Genomic DNA, 23,220 nt, shown 5'->3' with positions numbered 1-23,220 from the left:
CTCATCCTTACTCTTCCATCTCTGATAACAGGCGCTGCATTTCGTCCAGGGCTTCGTCGGTCGAAGGCCCCTGGGGCTTTTCGATCTGCTCGGCGAGCGCGGCGATCGTCGGGTTCTGGAACAGGCTGCGCAGCTCAAGCTTGACGCCGAAGCGGCTTTCGACCTGGGTCATCAAGCGCATCGCCAGCAACGAATGCCCGCCCAGCTCGAAGAAGCTGGTGAACACCCCGACTTGCGGCAACTCGAGCAGGTTCTGCCAGATGTCCGCCAGTTGCTGTTCCAGTTCATTGCGCGGTGCCACGCCCCGGATCGCCACGGGCTGCGGTGCCGGCAATGCCTTGCGGTCGATCTTGCCGTTGGCGTTGAGGGCAAAGCGCGGTTGTTCGATGAAGCCGGCCGGAATCATGTAGCCCGGCAGCACACCTTCGAGATACCGACGCAGCGCCGCCTGATCAACCGGGTTCGGCGTTTGCAGCCAGGCGAACAGGCTCTGGCTGCGCGAATCGATCATCACCACGGCTTCTTCGACGCCTGGGTAACGGCGCAGCAGCGATTCGATTTCGCCCGGTTCGATGCGGAACCCGCGTACCTTGACCTGGAAATCACCGCGACCGACATAGGCCAGTCGCCCGTCGTCGCGTCGGCGCACCAGGTCGCCGGTGCGGTACATGCGGCTGCCGGGTTCGCCGGCATAAGGGTCGGGCAAGTACGCCGCCGCCGTGATGGCGGGCGCGTGCTGATAACCACGGGTGACCCCGGAGCCGGCGATATACAGTTCGCCAGTGGCGCCCAGCGGAACCGGGCGGAGCATGTCGTCGAGCACGTAGCAACGGGTGTTGAGCAAGGGCGCGCCGATGTCGGCGACGCCGGACGGCACGTCTTGCAACGCCTGGGTGGTCGACCAGACGGTGGTTTCCGTCGGGCCATAGGCGTTGATCAACGTCACGCCTCGGCCGCGCAATTCGTTCACCAGTTCACCCGGCACCGCCTCGCCACCGATCAGCCCACGCAACGGCGGCCAGTCAGCCTGGCCGGTCTCCAGAAGGATCTGCCAACCGGCCGGTGTCGCCTGGAACACCGTGGCCCGACGCAGCAGCGCGAACAGCTGATGCCCATCGACCACCTGCTCGCGCCGCGCCAGCAGGATCGCGGCGCCGTTGACCAGCGGCAGGAACAGCTCCGGCTTGCACATATCGAAGGCGTACGTGGTGCTGGCGAGCCAGACATCCTCGGCGCCAAGCGGCAGCAAGCGATCGAGACCGGCCAACAGATTGCTCAGGTTGCCACGGGTCACCTGCACGCCTTTCGGGGTACCGGTCGAGCCCGAAGTGTAGATCACATACGCGCGCTGCCGCGGGTCCACCGCCAGCGTCAGGTTGGCGTCGCTGCTGGCGTCCAGCGTCAACTGATCGAGCAGGACGTGATCGACGCCGGCCAAGGCCTCGGCGCAGAGGCTTTCGCCGAGCACCAGGGCTGGACGCGCGTGATCGGTGATGAAGCGCAGGCGTTCACTCGGGTGTTGCGGATCCAGCGGCAGGTACGCCGCGCCCGCCTTGTGAATCGCCAACAGGGTTGGCAGCAACCACGGGCCGCGACTCAGGCAAACGGCAACCAGATCATCAGTGCCGACATTGCGCGCACGCAGCCAATGGGCCAGTCGATTGCTGATGGCGTTGAGTTGCGCGTAGTTCAGTTGTCGGTCCTGGCAATCGACGGCCAGGGCTTCAGGCGTCAGGGCAGCTTGCCGTTCGAAGCGGGCAATCACGTCCATTGCGGCGGTCAAGGATTGCGCGGGCCGGTTCCACGGCCGCTCGGCGAGCGCATGGTCGGCATTCGCCAGGTCGATGTCCCAGAGGCGCGCCTCGGGTTGCTCGAGCATGCCTTCGAGCAGGTAACGGAACTCATCGGCGTAACGCTGCGCGGTATGTGCCAGGAACAGGTCGGTGTTGTACTCCAGCACGCACTGCCAATCCTCGCCCTGCTGTTCGATATGCAGGCCGATGTCCACCAAGGCGCTGTCGCTTTCGACGTTGAGGCGCTGTGACGGCAGCCCGGCGAAGCGCTGTTCGAGCGCTGCGTTGGCATCCCGCTGGATCAGGTTGAACAACGCCTGGAACAGCGGCGTGTGGCTGAGATCGCGGCGCACCTGCAACGCTTCCACCAAGCGCTCGAACGGCACGTCGGCATACTGTTGCGCCGCCAGGTGAGTGGCTTGCAATTGCTGCCAGAACTGCTCGACCGATTGTTGCGGGTCGATGTGACTACGCAGTACCTGAGTGGTGGCGAAGTAACCGATCAGGTTATCCGTGTGGGCCTGATGGCGATGGGCGACCGGCAGGCCGACCCAGATTTCGCGCTGCCCCGAGTGCCTGGCCAACAGGGTTTTCCAGGCCGCCAGCAACGGCGCGAAAGCGGTCAGGCCGTGGCGTTGTGCCGTTTCGCGCAGGCGCCGGACCAGCGCAGTCGGCAGGTTGAAGCGCAGCCGCTGGCCGTTGTAGCCCTGCTCGGCGGGCCGCGGCATGTCGGTCGGCAGATTCAGCACAGGCGGCTCGCCCGCCAGGGCGTCACGCCAATACCCCAGCTGCGCTTCGATTCGCGCGTGCCCGGCCGGGCTCTGCCAACTGGCCGCGATATCGGAAAATTGCAGCGGCAGCGGTGGCAGGCAAGCGTCGCGCCCTTCCAGCAAAGCCTGGTAGATCAGTTGCAGTTCGTTGAAGAGAATCTCCAGCGAGCGCGCATCAGCGATGATGTGATGCACGGTCACTTGCAGCACGCTGCGGTCATTGCCTTGGTACACACGCACGCGCCACAGCGGCGGCGCGGTGAGGTCGAACGGACGCTGCGCCTCATGGCTCAGTTTTTGGGTGAAAGCGCTCGATTGCTCATCATTTTCCAGTGGCTCGAAGCTCAGCGGCATGGCGTCGAGGGCCTCGACACGCTGGCGCACACCCTCGGCTGTTTCGCTGAACAGCGTTTGCAGGCTGTGTTGACGGGCAACCAGTTGCGCCAGCGCCCGCTCCAGCACGGCCGGTTGCAAGTTGCCAGCCAGGCGCAGGGCCAGGGACAAGTGATAGGCCTGGGTATCGCCCTGCAGGCGATCAAGGAACCACAAGCGTTGCTGGGTGAAATGCAACGGTGCCAAGGGCTCTTCGAAAGCACGCGGGATGCCGTCGGCCTCGGTGCTTGCCTGGGCCAGCGTAGCGGCCAGGTCACGCAGCAGCGGTTGCTCGAACACGCTGCGCAACGGCAGACGCCGGCCATGCTGTTCGGCGATCCGCGCGACCAGTCGCGCCGCCAGGAGCGAGTGCCCGCCCAAGGCAAAGAAGTTATCGTCGGCGCCAACCTCGGTGCATCCCAACAGCTCCTTCCAGAGCTCGGCCAAGGTCAGTTCCCACTCACCCGCCAGCGCGCCATGCTGGCCGTCACGTTGCTGCGGTGCCGGCAGGGCCTTGCGGTCAACCTTGCCGCTCGGGCTCAACGGCAGCGTGTCGAGACGCACAAACTGACTGGGCAGCATGTAGTCCGGCAACTGAGCGCCAAGGGTGTCACGCAGCAGCGCTTCATCCAGCGCATCGCCTGCGTAATAGCCCACCAGGCGCGCCGACTCACCGCTGCCCAACAACACGACAGCCGCCTCGCGAACCCCATGAATGCGGGACAACAGCGCTTCGATCTCACCCAGTTCGATACGGAAACCCCGCAGCTTGACCTGGAAATCCAGGCGTCCCAGGTAGTCGAGGCTGCCATTGCTGTTACGCCTGACCCGGTCGCCGGTACGGTACATGCGCGCGCCGGCCACGAAAGGATCCGGCAGGAACGCCGCGGCGGTCAGGCGCGCAGCGGCGAAATAACCGCGGCCCAGGTTGGCCCCGGCCAGGTACAGCTCACCGGGAACATCGGCGGCCACCGGTTGCAAGTCGGCATCGAGAATGTACGCGGCGGTATTGGCCACCGGCTGCCCGATCGGCACCTCGGCGCCGGCTTCGTTGCCGCTGCGCACTTCAAAGGTGCTGTAGACGGTCGCTTCCGTCGGCCCGTAGCCGTTGATGACCTCGGCTCCCCTGCCCTCGATGGCTTCGGCCAATGCGCACGGCAAGGCCTCGCCACCGGAGATGGCGCGCACGCCTTGCCAACTGCGCGAGGTATGCGCCACCAGCATCCGCCAGGTGGCCGGCGTGGCCTGCATGACGGTGGGTTGCCCGGACAGCAACAACTGGTCGATGGCCTGCGGGTCCCGCGCCTGTTCGCGATCGGCCAGCAGAATACTGGCGCCTCGGGCCAGGGGCAGGAGCAACTCGACGATGGCAATGTCGAACGTCGCAGTGGTCAGCGCCAGGACCCGGTCCCGGGCCGTCATCGGCAGGACCTGCTCGACAGCCAGCATCAGGTTCATCAGGTTGCCACGGCTGATCGCCACGCCTTTGGGCTGGCCGGTGGAACCCGAGGTATACAGCACGTAGGCGAGCTGACCGGCGGCGCAGGCCACTGCATTGAAGGTGTCGGTTGAAGCGCTGGCATCAATGTCGAGCAACGGCAGGCCGCTGTTCCACTGCGCCAACACACCGAGACTCGCCGCCGTGCCCAGGCACAACGTGGGCCGGGCCGCTTGGAGAATGTAGCGGCCACGCTCCGGTGGCGTGTCCTCGGCCAAGGGCACATACGCAGCGCCGGCCTTGAGCACGGCCAACATGGCCATCGGCAGGCGCGCGTCGCGGGGCAGGCTCAGCGCAACGCGGTCTTCGACACCGACGCCCTGGGCCTGCAACTTCGCCGCCAGCCGCTCGGCGGCCTGATCCAGTTCGGCGTAGGTCAGCTGTTCATTGCCTGCCACGACGGCAATCGCCGCGGGCTGGCGGGCAACCTGAAGCGCAAAGGCCTGGAGGATGTCCTGATGACCGTTCACCGTGCGACCATCAATCCGCGCAAGATCCCGCTCGGCCGGCTGCCATGCCAGCTCACCCAACGGCTGATCGGACTGCTCGATCAACGCGTCGAGCAACGCCAGGTACTGTGCGGCCATCGCTTGCACGGTCTGTTCACGGAACAGGTCGCTGCTGTACTGCAAGCTCAGGGTGATGCCGTGCTCGCTGTCGCGCACATCCAGGTGCAGGTCGCACAGCGCGCTGTCCGGACGGTTGTCCAGCGGTTCGGCAATGACGTCGGTGAGGTCGAAACGCTCCAGGGCATTGCCCGGGAAATAGTTGAACATGACCTGGAACAGCGGGTTGTAGCTCACCTGCCGAACCACGCCGAGTTGTTCGATCAGGTAATCGAACGGCAGATCCTGATGGGACTGGACCGACACGGACAGCGCCTGCAGTTCGCTCATCAGTTGCAGCAGGCTGCGCTCGCCGGAAAGTTTCCTGCGGTACACCAGCGTGTTGACGAAGCAACCGACCAGAGGCTGCAACACCGCATGGTGCCGGTTGGCCGCTGGAACACCGACCAGAATGTCGTCTTCGCCGCTGCGACTGCGCAACAGCAACTGGAAGGCGGTCAGCATCGGGATGAAATTGCTCCAGCCGTGCCGAGCGCTGAACGCTTTCAGGCGGGCCGCCAGGTCCTCGGGCAGCCGTCGCTCGACGCGCCCTCCGGCCTGGCTGGCCTGGGCAGGTCGGGCAAAATCGGCCGCCAGGTCGAGCACTGGCAGTTCACCGGCCAGTTGCTCGCGCCAGTAGGCCAGCTCTTGCGCGCACGCCTTGCTGCCCATCCACTGGCGCTGCCAGACAGCGTAGTCAGCGTATTGCATCGCCGGGGCGAGTCGTTGAATTGCCTGGCCCTGGCGGCGGTTGCGATACTGCTCGCACAAAGCGTCGATGATCAGTTGCAGGGACCAGCCATCGGCAACGATGTGATGACAGTTCAGCGACAGGACCAACACCTGCGGCGCCAGGCGATACAGCCGGGCGCGCAGCAACGGCGCTGCTTCCAGCGCAAACGGGGTCATTGCATCCTGACGCAGCCGATCGTGCAGCGCTGCCTCGCTTGCCACATCTATCAGCGGCAAATCAACTTCGGTCTGCGCCAGGATCACCTGGCTCGGCCCTTCGGCCCCGCTGACAAAGCCGCTGCGCAGCACCTCGTGCTGGTCGACTACCGCTTGCAACGCCGCACGCAGATCAGCGACATGCAGCTCGCCGGTCAGGCGTACCGCGCCCGCCAGGTTGTACGCCGGGCTCTGCGGGTCGAGTTGCTGCAAGAACCAGAGACGTTGCTGGGCAAACGACAGCGGCAGCTTTTCTGGTCGTGCCAGCAGGGTCGGCGACGGTTTTACCGTACCGGCCTGGCTTTCCAGCCAATCGGCCATGGCGGTGATGGTCGGACGCTCGAAGACCACGCGCAACGGCAAGTCCTTGCCTGTGAGTTTGCCGATCAGGCCAATCAGTTGAGTGGCCAGCAGCGAATGGCCGCCGAGTTCGAAGAAGTTGTCCTCGACGCCCACCTGTTCGAGCCCGAGCACGCTTTGCCAGGCTTCCACCAACTGGCCTTGCAACGCGCTGCTGGGTGCCACATAGCGGGCCTGGCTTTGCGCGGCAAAATCCGGAGCGGGCAAGGATTTGCGATCGATCTTGCCGTTGCCGTTGAGCGGGAAACGCTCCAGCAACACGAATGCACTCGGGATCATGTAGGCCGGAAGATTGCCCAGCACATGCTCGCGCAACGCCTCGATGCTGCACGCGACCTCGGCCACGACATAAGCCACCAGCACCTTGGAGCGCTGCTGGTCATCACGGGCCACCACCACCGCCTCACGTACCCCTGGGTAACGGGTCAGGCAGGCTTCGATCTCGTCCAGTTCGATACGGTGGCCGCGGATCTTCACTTGGTGGTCGGTGCGTCCGACGTATTCAAGATCGCCATTGGGCAGGAAGCGCGCCAGGTCGCCGGTGCGATACAGACGCGAACCGTCGTTGGCAATCGGATCCGGCAGGAACACCGCCGCCGTGCGCGCCGGGTCGGCCATGTAGCCGCGCCCGACGCCGACACCGGCGACGAAAATCTCGCCCACTGCGCCAACCGGTATCGATTGCAGATCAGCATTGAGCAGATACAGGCGATTGTTCAGCGTGGCGCGCCCGATCGGCACGTTGATGCTTTGTTCCGGCAAACGCTCCAGCAGCGGGTGGAAGGCGACGTCATCGGAGCATTCGGCCGGACCGTAGGCGTTCATCAGCGGGATCGCCGGATAGCGCTCGAACCAGCGTCGCGCCAAGGCTGGCGGCAAGGCTTCACCCGTGGCAAGAACCCAGCGCAGGGGCGACGTCTCCAGGCCGGCGTCGAGCAGGCTTTGCATCAATGACGGCACCGCTTCGAGGATGCTGACGCCATGCCGGCCGATGGCCGTTGCCAGCGCCTCGGGGTCCTGTACCACACAGTCACCGAGAATCACCGTGCGTGCGCCCAGCACCAGGCCCGCGAGGGTTTGCCAGACCGAGATGTCGAAGCACTGCGGCGCGGTCTGGGCGATCACGTCATTCGCATCGAGCCCCAGCCCCGGCAGTTTGCCCAGAATATTGTTGAGCATGCCCGCCTGGGCCACCATGGCGCCCTTGGGCGTGCCGGTGGAGCCAGAGGTGAAGATGCAATAGGCCAACGAGTCGCCGTGCACCGCGATGTTCAGGTTTTCATCGCTGCAGCCGCTCAGCACCGAGGGGTCATAACGCACGGCCTTGGGCCGCTGTTCGAGCAGATCCAGTGCCTGCATGGCCAACTCGCCCTGCCCCGCGCTGTGCACGAGCAACGGCGTACGGCTCTGGCGCAGCACCTGGGCCAGGCGTTGGGCCGGGTTGCGTGGATCGAGCGGCAGCCAACCGGCGCCGGCCTTGAGCGTGGCGACAATCATCACCACCAGGTCCAGCCCGCGCTCATCGAACACCGCGATCAGATCGTCGCTGCTTACCCCTTGTGCCCGCAGGTGCCGGGCCAGCCGGTTGGCGGCGCGGTTCAACTGATCGAAGGTCAGGCTGTGCTCGCCATGGACTATGGCGACGCGCCCTGGATTCTGGCAGACCTGCTGCTGAAAGCGCTCGATGAACAACGGTTGCAGCAGTTGTTCGTCGGCCGCCAGGCCTCCACCGGCCCAGACCTGGTGCTGATGGCGGATTTCACTTTCATCGAGCATCGCCAGTTGATGCAAAGGCGTTGCGGCGTTCGCGCCCAGGGCCTGGCCCATGTTCAACAGCAGGGCACGGAAGTGCCGCAGCATCTGCTCGACTTCTTCACGCAGAAACCAGTCGGTCTGGTAGGTCAGTTGCAGGTGCAGGCGCTCACCCGGCACGATGACCACGGTGATCGGGTAATTGGTGTGGGTGCGGTTGGCCATGTCGCTGATCAGGTAGTCCAGCTGCCCCTGGCGCACGTCGGCGGCAATGGGCGCGTTCTCGAACACGAACAGACTCTGGAACAGGTCCTGGCGCTGGACGTCGCTCCAGCGCTGGATGTCGGCCAGGGACACACTCTCGTGTTCACGCAGGCTCAGGTTCTCGGTCTGCAAGGCTTTCAGCCACGGGCCAAGCGCGTCATCCGGGCGCCAGCTCCAGCGCAGCGGCAAGCTGTTGATAAACAGGCCGACGATGCTTTCCATACCTTGCAGATGGACCGGACGACCGGCGACGGTGATACCGAACACCAGGTCGTGATCGCCGCTGTAGCGCGCCAGCAACAAGGCCCAGGCGCCCTGCACCAGCGTATTGAGGGTAAGACCGTGCTGCGCCGCGACGTTTTGCAGCGCCAAGGTCTGCTCAGGCTGCAGAAACTCCACACAATCCTCGACCGGTTCACTGGCGCCCTGGATGCGGCCGACATGGCCGAAGCCGAACTCGTTTGGCGTGTCGAAACCCGCCAGGCGTTGTTGCCAGAAGGCCTGGTGATCCTCCGGCTTCTGGGTTTCCAGCCAACGAATGAAATCGCGATACGGACGTGGCGCCGGCAGGTTCAATCGACGGCCTTCCTGAGCGGCACGGTAGCCGTTGAGGAAGTCCATCATGATGATCGAGAAGCACCAGGCATCCATCAGGATGTGGTGGTAGCTGCGCACGAACTGATACGTGTCGGGCGCCAACTTGTACAGCCTGACCCGCATGAGCGGTGCCTTGGTGAAGTCCAGCCCTTCAGCGCGTTCCGCGCTGAGCAACTGCTCCAGGCGCGCGTGCTGCTCGGCTTCGCTCAGGTGCGACCAGTCCTCATAAGTGATCGGCAGTTCGACCTGCTTGTGCACCACTTGCATCGGGCGCTTCTGCTGCTTCCAGACGAAGGAGGTGCGCAGCAGTTCATGGCGTTCCACCACTTGCGCCCAAGCCTGGCGGAACGCCGCCAGGTCGAGGTTCGGCATGACCATGACGTGCCGGTATTGCAGCAGGTACATGCCCTTGCCCGGGTGCATCAGGCTGTGGAACAGCAATCCTTGCTGCATGGGAGCCAGCGGGTAAATAGCTTCGATGTTGCGCGAAAGAGCTTTGACCTTGTCGTTCATGCTGACGGTATCCGAACCTGTAATGTTTGGGGACGCAGAGGTTTCACTGTTCGAGTTGTTCGAGCAGCCCCAGGAATTCATCGTCGGACAAGCCTGAGTCGGCGAAATCCGAAGCCGTGGCGCGGCCAACCGAGGGCGCCTGGCAATGCTCTAGCAAGGCTGAAAGGCGCTGCTGGAACTGCCGCGCCAACTCGCCCACCAGCGCCGGGTCATGGACCTGCGGCGCATAACGCCACTCCACGTGCAGTTGCCCTTCGTTGACCAGCGCCGTCACGTCCAGCCAATGCGTGCGGCGCGTGCTCTCGGCGCGCATGCCTGGACATACCGGCCGCGCCAGGCGCCAGAGGCGCGAAGCGCCGATCCATTGGTCGACCCGCCCCAGGTAGTTGAACGTCAACAGCGAGGCCGCAGCCAGGCCGTGCGCCGGGTCCTGGCGCAACAGGCCGTAGCCGATGCCTTGCTCGGGTACGCGGCGCAGGGCTTCCTTGGCCGCGATGATCGAGGGCTCCAGATCCCAGGAAGTGTCGACCGCCAGTGGATAGCGGCTGGTGTGCCAACCGATCGAGCGGGACAAATCGGGAGCCTGCTCCCAGCCGCTGCGGCCATGGCTTTCCAGCTCAAGGGTGACGCGCTCGCGACCCTGCCACTGGCCGATGACGCCGGCCAAAGCTGCTACCAGCAAATCCTGGACCTGGGTGCCGTAGGCCGCGTGGCAGTCGCCCAGCAACGACTGCGTCTGCGCCGATGAGAGTTGCGTGTCCAGCGTGCGGCTTGCGCCATAGGCATTCGCCTGTTCCGGGACAACGCCCTCTGCACGTAGTTGTTCGTGCCAGTAATCAACCTGTCCCAGCAAGGCCGGCTCGCGGCGGTGCTGCTGCAGGGCCTCGCTCCACGCATGGAAACCCGCCGAGACGGCCGGCAACGCCAGGTCCGGTTGCAGGTAGAGACTTTCCAGCTCCTCCAGCAGCACCTGCCACGACACTGCATCGACGAGCAAGTGATGCGCCGTGCACAGCAGCTCCCGGCTCTGGGAGAAATACACCCAGCGAATCAACGGCGCCGTTGCCAGATCGAAGCCTTGCTGCCACTGCTGCAACAGCGCTTCGCTCAGGGGTTGCTCCTCGACATGGAACAACCCGTTGACCTGGGATTGAGAGAACGCCTGGTAACGTTGTTGCCAGCCATGCGCCGAGGCTTCGAAGACCAGGCGCAAGCTGGCGTGACGCTGCAACAGCGCGCCCACGGCCTGGGTAAACCGCGCTGGTTCCAATGGCTGGTCCAACGCCAGCAGCAACGACTGGTTCCAATACCCGGGCTGGTTTTGCTCCTGGGCGAAAAACCATTGCTGGATCGGCGTCAGGGCAAATGCCGCAGTGGGCTCGAGCTCGGAAGGCTTGGCACCCTCCTTCGCCGCGCCAAGGTCAACCACGTGTTCGGCCCAGCCGCGTACGGTCGGGAATTCGAAAATCTGCTTGGGCTTGAGTTGCAGGCCTTGCTGCTTGGCCCGGGCGATGATTTGCAGACTCAGGATCGAGTCGCCACCAACGCTGAAGAAATTGTCATCGACCCGCAGCTCCGGGTTACTAAGAATTTCCCGAGCGATGTCGAGCAAGCGCTGTTCGAGACTGCGCTGCGGTGTCTGCACCACTCGCGCCAAGGCGCGCACGGTCTGTTCGGCGAACAGCTGCTTGGGCGTCATCAGGATGTTCTGCTGGCGCGCCAGCGCAATGATCTGCAAGCCGAGGATCGAGTCACCGCCCAGGGCAAAGAAGTTATCATCGGGCCCCAGGTCGGAATTGCCGAGCAGCCCGCGCCAGATGTCCAGCAATGCGCTTTCAACCGCGTCCAACGGCTGATCGAGCGATGTTTTCGCCGGCGCTTGGGCCGGCGCCTGCTCGTCCCATCGCAGCAATGCCTGGCGATCGACCTTGCCGTTGGGCAGCAAGGCGAAACCCTCGAGACAATGCCATTGGGCCGGTTGCATGTAGTCCGGCAGTTGCGCTTGCAGGGCAGCTTGAATGTCGGGCAGCGCGGCAGCTGGCGCGACCAGAAAAGCCACCAGGCGATTGCCGGTCAACGGCGAAGGGCTGTTCAGCACCTGCACGTCGCCGACCTGCGGCATCGCCCGCAATCGCGCCGCGACTTCGGCCGGTTCTACCCGGTAGCCGCGGATCTTCACCTGCTCATCGAGCCGACCGAGAAACTCCACCTGCCCTTGATGATTGAGTCGAACCCGATCGCCGGTGCGATAGCCGTGCCGGCCAAAGCGGACCCGGTCTGCGTCGGTCGCGCTGAGGTAGCCCAGTGCAACGGTCGCCCCCTGGACGTACAGCTCGCCACTGACGCCTGTCGGCAAGACTGCGCCGGCGGGCGAACGCACGCTGACCTGGACATGCGGCAGGGGTCGACCCAGCGGCGCTGCGCCGCAGATATCGATCTCATGGGTCAACACCCCAACGGTGGTTTCGCTGGGGCCGTAGTGGTTGACGATGCGCAGGTCCGGCTGCAAGGCGCGCAAGCGTGAAACCAGCGCCTGGCCCAGGGCCTCGCCGCCGGTCACCAGGCACTGGCGCGGCAACAAGCGCTGCGGATCATTGGCGACCAGCAAGGCGTTGAGGTGCGACGGCACGATTTTCAGCAGGTCCACGGGCTCGCGCTCAAGCACCGCAGCCAGCTCCTCGGCATCGAAAGCCAGCTCCTCGGCCAGCAGGCGCAGGCGCCGACCACTGAGCAGTGCACCGAACAACGCCGTGTGCCCCAGGTCGGTGGCGCAACTGGCCAGGCTTGCAAGGCTGGCATCGGCGGACAGGTTCAGGCGTTCAATGCACCCGCTCACGTAATGAATCAGGTTGGCCTGGCTGACCGCCACGCCCTTCGGCCGTCCGGTGGAGCCGGAGGTATAGACGACGTAAGCCGGCAGGTCTGCGGCCACGGCTGCGCGCAATGGCGATTCGCTGGACAACGACGCGGTTGGCAACGACAGCCACCGTACCGGTTCAGGCAGCCATTCGGGACGCAGGCCCTCACCCACCCAGACCCGGGGCGTGGCATCCTCGCAGATGTCCTGCAAACGCGACTGCGGCCACTGCGGATCGAGGGCCAGGTACGTGGCGCCGCACTGCCAGGCCGCGAGCATGTGCATCACCAGCTCGCGGCTGCGGGGCAGGCACAAGGCGATGCGAGCACCCTCCAGGTTCGCGCCTGTCTGCAAGCGCTCGCCACGGGCAACCACCGCTCGGCCCAGCTCGGCATAGCTCAATGTGCCTTGTTCGTCTTGCAGGGCAATCGACTCAGACTTGTGGGCGCACTGCTGGACGAACGCCTGCCAGGCGTTGCTGACCGGGACCGGTAGGTCCTCGCCACTGAGGACCGATCGTTGCGCGGACGGTAGCCAGTCGAGCTGGGCAAAAGGTACGTCCGGCTGGTCGATGACCGCGTGGACCAATGCAACGAACTGGTCGCAATAACCCTGGACTGTTTCGTGACGGTACAAAGCCTTGCTGTAACGCCACCGACAGAGGAAACCCTCCTCCTCATCCACCACAACCATGTTCAGTTCATGGGCCGCTCCACGCTGTTCCGACAACACGGGGTCCACGTACTGGTGAAACGGCGCGGCACGTTCCTTGTTGAGCGTGAACATGTGCTGGAACAGCGGCGCCTTGCCCGCCTGACGCTCGAGGTTCAACTGCTTGACCAGGCGCGAGAACGGGTAGTGTCGGTGCGCGAGGGCCTGCTTGACGGTGGCGTCTACCTCACGGGCCCAGTCACGACTTGAAAGGTCTGGCTGCAAGCGACAGCGAACCGGCAGCGAGTTGACCAGATAGCCCGGCAAATTGAGGTGTTCGCGTCGCAAGCGCAGACCGCCGGCCGTACCCAGCACAAAATCGTTTTGCCCGGACAACACCCCGAGAAACTGTTGAAACAGCGAGAACCACCAGACGTAAGGCGTCACGCCCCACTCCCGGGCCCGGGCCCTCGCCCTCGCCGTGGTGGCGGGATCGAAGCGAACCGGCAGCTCCATCCCTTCGAATGAGCGGTTACCGCCAAAGGCGAAATCCGTCGGCAACTCCAGCGTTGGAGCTTCGCTCAGTTGTGCCTGCCACCATGCCAGCTCCGCAGCTTCGGTCGCCTCGCTACGCACGTGCAGCTCGCTGTTGTAGTTGCGATAGGCATCAGGATTGATTGCAGGCAACGGCTGTCCATCGACCTGTGCGAACAGCTCGTTGAGCACGATATGGAACGTGGCCGGATCGGCAGCGATGTGATGGATCACCAGCAGCAGCGTGAGCTCGGTATGACCGTCCCGGGCGTTGCTCAGCACCACACCTCGGCTGACTTCACCGGCCTGGAGATTGAAAGGCCGGTCGGCCAGTTCGGCAATGCGTTGCTGCAAGGTATCGGTGTCCGCCGCCTGCAAGGCAACCCACTGCAACGGCTGGATACTTTCGCTACGACTCCACTGCACCAGGTCGCCGTTGCGTTCACCGTAGGCCGTGCTCAACACAGGGTAACGCCGCTGAATCGTGGCCCAGGCGTCTTGTAGGCGCCGGGGCAAGTCCTCCGTTACGAACTGCGCCTTGATTCGTCCTGCGTAAGCGAGGTTATAGGCACAACTGTCGGGTTCCAGTCGCTGTAGAAACCAGAGCGCCTGCTCATTGTCGGTCAGTGGCCGCGCATCAAGATAATCGGGATGCAGGGCCAGCCATTGCAACACTTCGTGCTCTCGCGAACGGAGCTCAGCTTCAAGTTCATCCGTCAAAGCACCTTGCGACCCGGGCACGATGTCCAGTTGACCTTCGGCTTCCGATAGGCGAATTCCACGCAGCCAGCAGCGATGCATCAGGCGATCGAGCATTTGATGTCCTTCATTTTGCTTGTTTGAAATAAGCCAGCCAATGCGGCGGCTTAATGCAAGAGCGGCGGGCTCAACCCGCCGGAGCAGGCTCGGCCATGGCGACCACGACCTTTCGCGCGCCCTGGAATGTCGAGCGGCCGTGGGCCACCAGCATGTTGTCGAGCATCAGCACGTCACCCGCCTGCCAGGGGAAAGTCACCTGGCAGCGCTGCAATACGCCGCGCACATGCTCCAGGGCTTCCAGCTCGATGGGTGAACCGTCCCCGTAGAAGACGTTACGTGGCACACCCTCTTCGCCAACGATGGAAATCAGCGTCTCGCGTACCGGCGCAGCGAGATTGGAGATATGAAACAGATGCGCCTGGTTGAACCATACCCACTCCCCGGTCACCGGATGCTGGGCCACGGCCTGGCAGACCTGGCGCGTGGACAGCTCGCCGTCGTCCTTCCATTGGAACTGGATGTGGTTGGCGCGACAGAATTGTTCCACTTGCGAGCGATCTTCGGTGCTGAACGCCTGCTGCCAGGGCAAGTCGAGGCCGTTGCCGTAGTTGCGCACGTACATCAGGCGTTTCTCGGCGAAGCGCTGGCGGATCGCCGGATCGAGTTGCTGGTAGACCCTGCGGCTATCGGCGATCGGGGTTTCACCACCCACAGGAGAAGCCTGTACGCAGTGGAACCAGATCTTCATCGGCCAATTGAGCGAATAGGACTGCTCGTTGTGCAGCGGGATGACCTGGTGGGCCGGGTATTCAGTGGAGGTGTATACGCGGTTGTTGAGCTTGGTGCGCGGCGTGGAGGCGTAGTCGTAGGTCAGCAGCTCATGGCCAAAACCGCGGGCAAATTCCTCGAAATCGGCTTCCCCGTTGAAGGCAAAACCGCGGAACAGGATGCCGCCGACACGCGGCAACTCGGCCTCGACTGCCTGCAGGATCTGCGCTCGGCTATCCTGCCAGCGAGCCCCCGTGGCTGGCGCTTCGAAAATGAACGGCAAGGTCTGCTCGTTGCCCGGTACGCCTTCCATGGATTGAACCTGTGCACGCGCCAAACCAGTTTCCATTTGTAATCCCTCGCCATTCCGATGAGCGTATTTTTCGAGAGCACAAACTAATACAAACGAGTAACAACCGCAATAGAGAATGATTGTCATTAATGACGATAGTATGACAGCTGGTACGATTCACTTGCCCTGGAGCACACTCTCGCGCTCAGCGATATGGGACATCAGCAGGTAAGCGGACCCCAGCAGGCCTTGCATCGTATCGGCATAACGACTGCGGTTCAGGTAGAGAAACTGACGGTTCTTCACGGCGAACAGGTTCCGCCATTGAGGGGACTGGCGGAAAGCTGCGGTGCTGGTTTCCGAATCGAGCAGCTCCTCATAGGTGTCGATAATGAAATCACTGTCGAAGTCACCGATTCGCTCCAGGCTGTAGGGCACATTCTGCCGCGCCTCACGATACGCGGCGACACGCCCCAGCCCGAAATCAGCGATAACGTCATCCATCCCGCCACGGCCGATCAACTGGAAACCATCGGTATAGACTTCCAGCGTGGTGACCGTGATGCGCGCAGGGTCCTTGACGCGCTTCTTGAACTCGCTGACCACCCATTGGTATTCGCGAAGCATTTCTTCATAACGCTGTTGCTTGCCGACCAGGTCGGCGAGTTCCTTGGCGTAGGTCTTGATATCGCTCTCTCGCGACGGCAACAGAACGACCGGGGCGATCTTGCTGAGCTTGTCCTTGAGGTCGGCGTGATAGGACAGGCCGATGATCAGGTCAGGCTTCAACGCCGCAATGGCTTCGAGGTCAGGCGACTGGTGCGAGCCGATGTATTGAATGCCCGTCACATCGAAGCGCTCCTGCGCGCCACGAAACAGCACATCCGAAAACAGCTTTTTACGCCCTGTCGAGCCGCAGGGCTTGATACCCAACTCCAGCAACTGGGTGGTCAGGCTGAAATCATGCAAAGACACGATGCAACGCGGCGAAACGGGGACTTCAACCCGGCCGAAACTGTTCTCGAACACCTTGGTTTCGGCCGCGCCAGCAGGCATGGACAGCAATGCCAACGACACACACAGCATGCCGAGCAACCCTTGGAATATTCCCTTCACCCTTCCCCGCACGCGCTTGCCTCCAGATAACTTCAATATGAGCGTCGCTGTGTTCTCAGCGACTGCGTTGACGCGCCAACAAGACGATCAGGTAAGGCGCTCCGATGATCGCGACCACCAGCCCTGCCGGTAACTGCAACGGTGGGAAAAGCCCCCGCCCCAGTGTGTCGCCCGCCAGCACCAGCAGTGCCCCCATCAACGCGGATAAAGGCATCAGGGCACCGTGGCGATCACCCGCCAGTTGGCGCGCCAGGTGCGGGGCCACCAGGCCGACAAAGGTCATGGTGCCGACATTCGCCACCGCTGCCGCCGTCAGCATGACGCTGCAAAGCAACAGGAAGGCCATCACACCCGTCACATTCAGGCCTCGGCTGAGGGCGACTTTTTCACCCAACTGCAACAGGTTCAACTGGCGATGAAAAAACAGCAGCGGCGTCCCCGCCAGCAGCAACCAGGCGGCGAGACTATGGACCTGGGCCCAGCCGGCCCGATGCAAGCTGCCGCCCAGCCACATCAAGGCTGACTCGACCTGGTCGATATTGCCGTAGGTGATGAGCAGGTCGGCAACCGCACTGAGCATGGCGGTCAGCCCGACGCCGACGAGGATCAGGCGCAGCGGCGAGATGCCTTGGCGCCACGACAGCAACGCGACGAAGAACGCCACGGCCAGCCCACCGGTCAGTGCCGCCAATGGATACAGCTCCAGCGGCAGCAGCGTGGGCCAGAGCACGATGATCAACAACATGGTGACGCTGGCGCCTGACTCCACGCCTACCAGGCCCGGCGCCGCCAGGGGATTGCGCGTCAACGATTGCATCAACAGGCCGGCCAGCGACATCGCCGCCCCGGCGAGGATCGCCAGCAAGACACGCGGCAGGCGCAACTCCCACAGCAGGTTGCGCGTCGTCGGGTTGGCCTGGTCAGGGGCTGCCAGCGCTTGCCAGGCCTGGGCAACATCCAGTGAATAGCTGCCGACGGTTAGTGCATACAAGGCCAACGCAACCAAGGCGAGCAGCAACACCAGCACCGAAATCAGGTCGATCGGCCGGGCCACCCAGGGCAGCAACGGCAGCATTCTGGGCAGGGTCAGCCCCAAGCGCATCATCGGACTTTCCTCAACACCAGTACCACGAAGATCGGCCCGCCGATCAACGCCGTGACGATCCCGGTATTGAGCTCGAAGGGACGCACCACGGTCCTGGCGGCGATGTCCGCCAGGATCAGCAGGAGCGCGCCAAGCAAGGGCGCGGCCAGCAGCAACCGACGGTAGTCATCGCCGAACAACAGGCGCGCGGTGTGAGGCACCACCAGCCCGACAAAACCGATAGGCCCCGCCAGGGCCACGGCGCAGCCTGACAGCAGAACCACCGAAGCCAGGCCGAACAGACGCATCTTCAACAGGTTGACGCCCATGCCGGCGGCGGCTTGCGGACCCAGCCGATGCGCGTTCAGCGCGCGGACGTTGACCAGGCAGAGGAACATGCCCAACACGGCATACGGCCAGACCCACGCCTGCATCGAACCTCCGGTCACCCCGATCGAGCCGGTGAGCCAGCGCCGCAGGCTGTCCAGCCCCTGCTGATCGAGCAACAGTAAAATCGAAGTGATAGCACTGAATAACGCTGCGATCATCGCCCCGGACAACGTCAGTCGAATCGGGTTGTGGCCCCTGCCCGCCAGCAGCAGGACACCAACGGCGGCGACCAGGGCGCCGCTGAAAGCAAACAGCGGGATCATCGACAGATCGTGGCCCGGTAGCACCAGCAAGCCGAACACGACGAACAATGCCGCGCCGCTGTTGATGCCGAGAATCCCCGGGTCGGCCAATGGGTTGTCGCCCACCGCCTGCATGATCGCACCGGCCAGACCGAGACTCGCGCCCACCAGCATGGCCACCAGCAGGCGTGGCAGGCGGCTGCCACGAATGACGCTCTGGTCGGGGCTGTCTGGCGAATAGGCGACCAAGGCCTGCCACGCCTCGCTCCAGGGGATGCTCTTGGCGCCCACCGCCAGATGCAGCAGCGCGGCCAGGGCAATCGCAATCAGCAGGCCCAGCCACACCGGCAAGCGCAAACCGTGGATCACATCGCCTCCCGCACAGCCAGCGGCTGGCTACGGGTGGTTTGCGGGACACATAACGGATCGCCGGAATAAGGGTCGGTAATGATGTGCGCGTCCAGGTCAAAGACCGCCTTGAGGTTTTCCCGAGTGAACACCTCGGCAGGCGCGCCCTGGGCCAGCAACCGACCCTCGCGCATCATCACCAGGTGATCGGCGTAACGCGCGGCCTGGTTGAGGTCGTGCAGCACCGCCACAATGGTCTTGCCTTGCTCACGCAGATCCACCAGCAATTCGAGCAGCGTGATCTGGTGCGCGATGTCGAGAAAGGTCGTCGGTTCGTCCAGCAGGATCACCGGAGTGTCCTGGGCCAGGGTCATGGCAATCCAGCAGCGCTGCAACTGCCCGCCCGACAGGGTGGCCAGCGAGCGATCCAGCAAAGGCCCGATACCCGCCAGGTCGATGGCGCGATCAATCGCCTGCTGGTCCTGGTCGGACCATTGGCGCCACCAGCTCTGCCAGGGGAAGCGCCCCTGCATCACCAGCTCCCGCACGCTCATGCCGGCCGGCGACGTGGTGCGCTGGGGCAGCAACGCCATTCGTTGCGCCAATGCGCGGCGAGAATACTGTCCCAACGATTTTCCGCCCAGGTGCACGTCACCCGCGCTCGGCCGCAACATATGCGCCAGTACATTAAGCAGCGTGGTCTTGCCGCAGCCGTTGGCCCCGATCAACGCGGTGAAGCAACCCTCGGGAATATCCAGGCTGACACCGTTGAGAATCTGTTGCTCGCCATAGCTCAGCCGCACGTTGCTGGCTTTCAGCATGACCGTCCCTCCAACGCCCTAGAGGGCCTGATCGTTTCGTCCATCGTACAGATCCCCCTGGATCATTTCCCCCTGACAACACAGGGAAATCCACCAAGGGTCAAAAAAGTGGGGCACAGAATATGTCGAAACCAAAATAATTTCGCTACAAGCCTGACAATATTAATGCAAACCCTTATCATTCACAGTCAGATTATGGCCAGTAGACACTAACCTCGTTCGTCTGCCCGATGCCGCTGGACCGGGACAGCAGGCCTGCGAAGACAAAAACAACCCCAAGGACTTCCTCGATGCTCGTCAGAAAAACAATAGTTGGCACCGAAAAACGTTACGTCTCGCGTCATCCTGCGTTTCACCTGAGCACGCTGGCACTGGCTTTGGGGAGCATTTTTTCAGCACAGGCGATGGCCGCACAGCAAGAGGCTGCTGCCAATGCCCCTCTTCAACTCGGCGAAATCAACATCAACGCCGCCGCGGTGGAAAACCCGACGGCGCCGCTGGCCGGCAAGGTCGCCTTGCGTAACGGCAGCGCCACCAAATCCAACGCAGCCATCACCGAAACGCCGCAATCGGTTTCCGTGGTGACCGCCGATGAAATGCGTGATCGCAAGTCCGACACTCTGGCAGATGCCCTGAGCTATACCCCGGGTTTCACCAGCCAGCCAAGCAGCTTCAACCGCACTTCCGACCGGTTCCGCATGCGCGGATTCGACGTCGAATCCGCCACCGGCGGTTCGCTACGCGACGGCATGCGCTTGCAGTACAACTCTTACGACGGTGTGCAGGAACCCTATGGTCTGGAACGCGTGGAGGTCGTGCGCGGCGCGGCTTCGGTGTTGTACGGCCAACTGTCGCCCGGTGGCTTCGTCAACGGCGTGAGCAAACGCCCGACCGAAACCCCACAGCACGAGCTGGGCATGCAATACGGCAACCATGATCGCAAGCAACTGACCGCCGACTTCAGCGGGCCGCTCGGCGACAGCGAAGTCCTCAGCTACCGCTTGACCATGCTCAAGCGCGACAGCGACACCCAGCAGGACTACATCAACGACGACAAGCTCTATATCGCCCCGGCCCTGACCTGGCGCCCCAATGAAGATACGTCGCTGACCCTGCTCTCGTTCTATCAGAAGAGCGACACCCGTTTCTCCGCCCCGCTGCCCTATCAATTGGTCAAGGGCGTGGGCAACGGGCCGGTCACCATCGGCCGCCACGATTTCATCGGCGAGCCCGATTACGACGACATGAATGGCGAGATGTCCGCCATCGGTTATGAGTTCGAACACCGCTTCGATGAGCACACCCGCATCAGCAACAAGCTGCGTTACTACGAAGCGGATGTGAAGTGGAAATATCTTCAGGCCGGAGCAGTCACCAACGGCGTTCTAGCTCGACAATACAGCGACCGCCGCGAGCGCTCCCGGGCACTAGCCAGCGACACCAACATAGAGACACGCTGGAACATCGGAGGGGTGGAAAACACCTTTCTGGTGGGTGCAGATACCTACGACGCGTCGTACGACTCGCATAACTTCCGGGGCCCCGCTCCTTCCATCAACATTGGTGACTATAACTACGGGCAGCCGGTCGTAGTGGACAAACGCCGGAGCCGCGAGCGAGGTTCGCAGATCGACACGTTCCAGACAGGTATTTATCTGCAAGACCAGATCAAGTTCGACGATCACTGGTTGCTGCTGCTCGGTGGCCGCCACGATTGGGCTGATCAGGATCAGGAAGCGTTCAGGACCGGTCAAAAGCTGAGCCAGGACGACGAATCTACCACCTGGCGCGCCGGACTGGTTTACCAAGCCGATAACGGCCTGGCGCCCTACATCAGCTATAGCGAATCGTTTTTCCCGGTGGCGGTAGCCGACGCACCAGACCAGACGTTCGATCCTACCGAAGGTAAGCAGTACGAAATCGGCATTCGCTACCAACCTCCTGGCAGCAACATGCTGCTGAGTGCCGCGGTGTACGAGCTGACGCAAGAAAACGTCGTGAAGCGCGACCTAGCAGGCAACAATCCTCGGCAGATTGGCGAGCAGCGCTCCCGTGGCTTGGAGCTGGAAGCCAAGGCTGACGTCACGCCCCAATTGAGTGTGATTGCCTCGTACGCTTACACCGATGCGCGGACTACTAAAAGTCAGGTCCAGAGCGAAGTGGGCCAGCGCAGCGAAGACACTCCTTACCACCAAGCCGCGCTGTGGGCTGACTACAACTTTGCTCTCTTCGGAGTGCCACAGCTGAAGGTAGGTGGTGGCGCACGTTACAAGGGCACCACCCAGGCCTCGGGCATCGATTCGCAAATGCCGGCCTATACGCTGTTCGACGCAATGGCTAGCTACCAGATCGATAAAAACTGGGACATCGCTCTAAACGCTAACAACGTGACGAACAAAAAGTACGTGTACTGCGAAGCCGCCATCTGCCGCTACGGCGATGAACGCGAGCTGGTGACGTCCGTCAACTTCCGTTGGTAAAAATGATGATTCGGTCGGCGCCGACCCGCGCCGACCGAATCATTTTTACGCTATTCCCCCCTCCGCGCTTCCCAAAGACCCTCTCTGCCCCAGCGGCCCCCCCGATCCACTTTTTGACTTGACGCCTCCGATGACGATCGTCATATTACGATCATCATAAGCGGCTGGAAGAAGGGGATAGCGCATGGAAACCGGGAATGCATCCGCGCTGGCGGGTTCGCCGCCACTGGCAACAAGCCAACCCCTGACCGGTCGAATCGTCGCCCTGCTCGCAGGCCTCGCGGCGATCGGAATGCTCTCCACCAACATCATCCTCCCCGCGTTCCCGGTCATTGGCGATGACTTGGGCGTGACCGCCCGCGAACTGGGCCTGACACTCTCCAGCTACTTCGTCACCTTTGCCCTGGGCCAGTTGGTGGTCGGGCCGCTGGCCGATCGTTATGGGCGCAAGAAGCTGGTGCTGGGCGGATTGTCGGTATTCATGGTCGGGACCGTCATCGCAGGGCTCGCCACCACGCTCGATGTCATGATCGCCGGACGCATCGTCCAGGCATTGGGTGTGTGCGCTGCCTCGGTGCTGTCGCGCGCCATCGCTCGGGATCTGTTCGAAGGCGAGACGTTGGCCCGCGCCCTGTCGTTGACGATGGTTGCCACCGCCGCCGCGCCAGGTTTCTCGCCCTTGGTGGGCAGCGTGCTGTCCGTCACGCTCGGGTGGCGCGCGATGTTTATCCTGGTTGGATTGGCGGCAGTCGTACTCGCCTTCTTCTACGTCCGCGACCTCGGTGAAACCCATCCCGCCGATCGCCGGGCGCCGCACTCCACCGGCAGCGTCGTGCGCGCTTACGCAAGGCTGATGGCGGACAAGCGCTTTATCCTCCCCGCCCTGTCGATGAGCCTGCTGCTGAGCGGCTTGTTCGCCTCTTTCGCCGCCGCCCCGGCGATCCTGATGAAAGGCATCGGCCTGACGTCAGTGCAAGCCGGCCTGTATTTCGCCTCGACGGTGTTCGTCGTGTTCGCCGCCGGCATGGCGGCCCCGCGCCTGGCGCACCGCTACGGCACGCGCACCATCGCCTTGCTGGGCATTGCCTGCGCCATGCTCGGCGGTGGCCTGCTTGTGGTCGGGCCGGCTGACCCAGGCCTGGGCTGGTATGCCGTCTCGATGGTGACGTTTCTCTGGGGCATGGGCCTGGCGAACCCGCTGGGCACCGCCATCACCATGGGGCCTTTCGGCAAGGAGGCCGGCATGGCCTCGGCGTTGCTGGGATTCTTGTCCATGGGCGCGGCGGCGCTGACCACCTGGCTGGCCTCCGTATTGAGCTTTTCGCCCATCACCACGCTGGGCGCGATCCAGGCGTTGACCTGCCTGATCGCGCTGCTGCTGTTCTTCTTGCGCCGCTGAGCCGACG

General features: G+C 63.3%; 9 protein-coding genes. 2 read left to right on the top strand and 7 right to left on the bottom strand.

The window, feature by feature from the left end; genetic code table 11:
• Positions 1 to 7: 7 nt before the first annotated feature.
• From J3P86_RS12030 to J3P86_RS12000, 7 genes are all read right to left on the bottom strand, one after another.
• Positions 8 to 9,472: an amino acid adenylation domain-containing protein gene (locus J3P86_RS12030; protein ID WP_434700397.1), complete on the bottom strand. Its 9,465-nt coding sequence runs from the start codon at positions 9,470 to 9,472 to the stop codon at positions 8 to 10.
• A 43-nt stretch (positions 9,473 to 9,515) separates the two neighbouring features.
• Complete coding sequence (locus J3P86_RS12025; protein ID WP_434700396.1) at positions 9,516 to 14,330, bottom strand: condensation domain-containing protein; 4,815 nt, start codon at positions 14,328 to 14,330, stop codon at positions 9,516 to 9,518.
• Between the two features lie 70 nt (positions 14,331 to 14,400).
• Entirely contained in the window at positions 14,401 to 15,354 is a 954-nt protein-coding gene (locus J3P86_RS12020) for a TauD/TfdA family dioxygenase (protein WP_434631341.1), read from the bottom strand.
• A gap of 156 nt (positions 15,355 to 15,510) precedes the next feature.
• The gene (locus J3P86_RS12015; RefSeq protein WP_434568698.1) at positions 15,511 to 16,449 is read right to left on the bottom strand and encodes an ABC transporter substrate-binding protein; all 939 of its coding nucleotides are present in this window, start codon (positions 16,447 to 16,449) and stop codon (positions 15,511 to 15,513) included.
• Between the two features lie 55 nt (positions 16,450 to 16,504).
• Entirely contained in the window at positions 16,505 to 17,554 is a 1,050-nt protein-coding gene (locus tag J3P86_RS12010; RefSeq protein WP_434624079.1) for a FecCD family ABC transporter permease, read from the bottom strand.
• Positions 17,551 to 18,534, bottom strand: coding sequence for a FecCD family ABC transporter permease (locus J3P86_RS12005; protein WP_434568700.1), 984 nt, complete (start codon positions 18,532 to 18,534; stop codon positions 17,551 to 17,553). The genes J3P86_RS12010 and J3P86_RS12005 overlap by 4 nt, the downstream gene beginning before the upstream one ends.
• Positions 18,531 to 19,334: an ABC transporter ATP-binding protein gene (locus J3P86_RS12000; RefSeq protein ID WP_305495001.1), complete on the bottom strand. Its 804-nt coding sequence runs from the start codon at positions 19,332 to 19,334 to the stop codon at positions 18,531 to 18,533. The genes J3P86_RS12005 and J3P86_RS12000 overlap by 4 nt, the downstream gene beginning before the upstream one ends.
• Before the next feature lie 290 nt (positions 19,335 to 19,624).
• Between J3P86_RS12000 and J3P86_RS11995 the strand changes: the two genes are divergently transcribed.
• Together J3P86_RS11995 and J3P86_RS11990 are read left to right on the top strand one after the other, a co-directional pair.
• The gene (locus J3P86_RS11995; RefSeq protein ID WP_434697919.1) at positions 19,625 to 21,814 is read left to right on the top strand and encodes a TonB-dependent siderophore receptor; all 2,190 of its coding nucleotides are present in this window, start codon (positions 19,625 to 19,627) and stop codon (positions 21,812 to 21,814) included.
• 184 nt (positions 21,815 to 21,998) lie between these two features.
• Entirely contained in the window at positions 21,999 to 23,213 is a 1,215-nt protein-coding gene (locus J3P86_RS11990; RefSeq protein ID WP_434697920.1) for a multidrug effflux MFS transporter, read from the top strand.
• Positions 23,214 to 23,220: the final 7 nt, after the last annotated feature.

The organism is Pseudomonas sp. D1-1 (assembly GCF_051132225.1).
GTDB lineage: Bacteria > Pseudomonadota > Gammaproteobacteria > Pseudomonadales > Pseudomonadaceae > Aquipseudomonas.
This window is presented reverse-complemented; position numbering and strand designations above follow the sequence as displayed.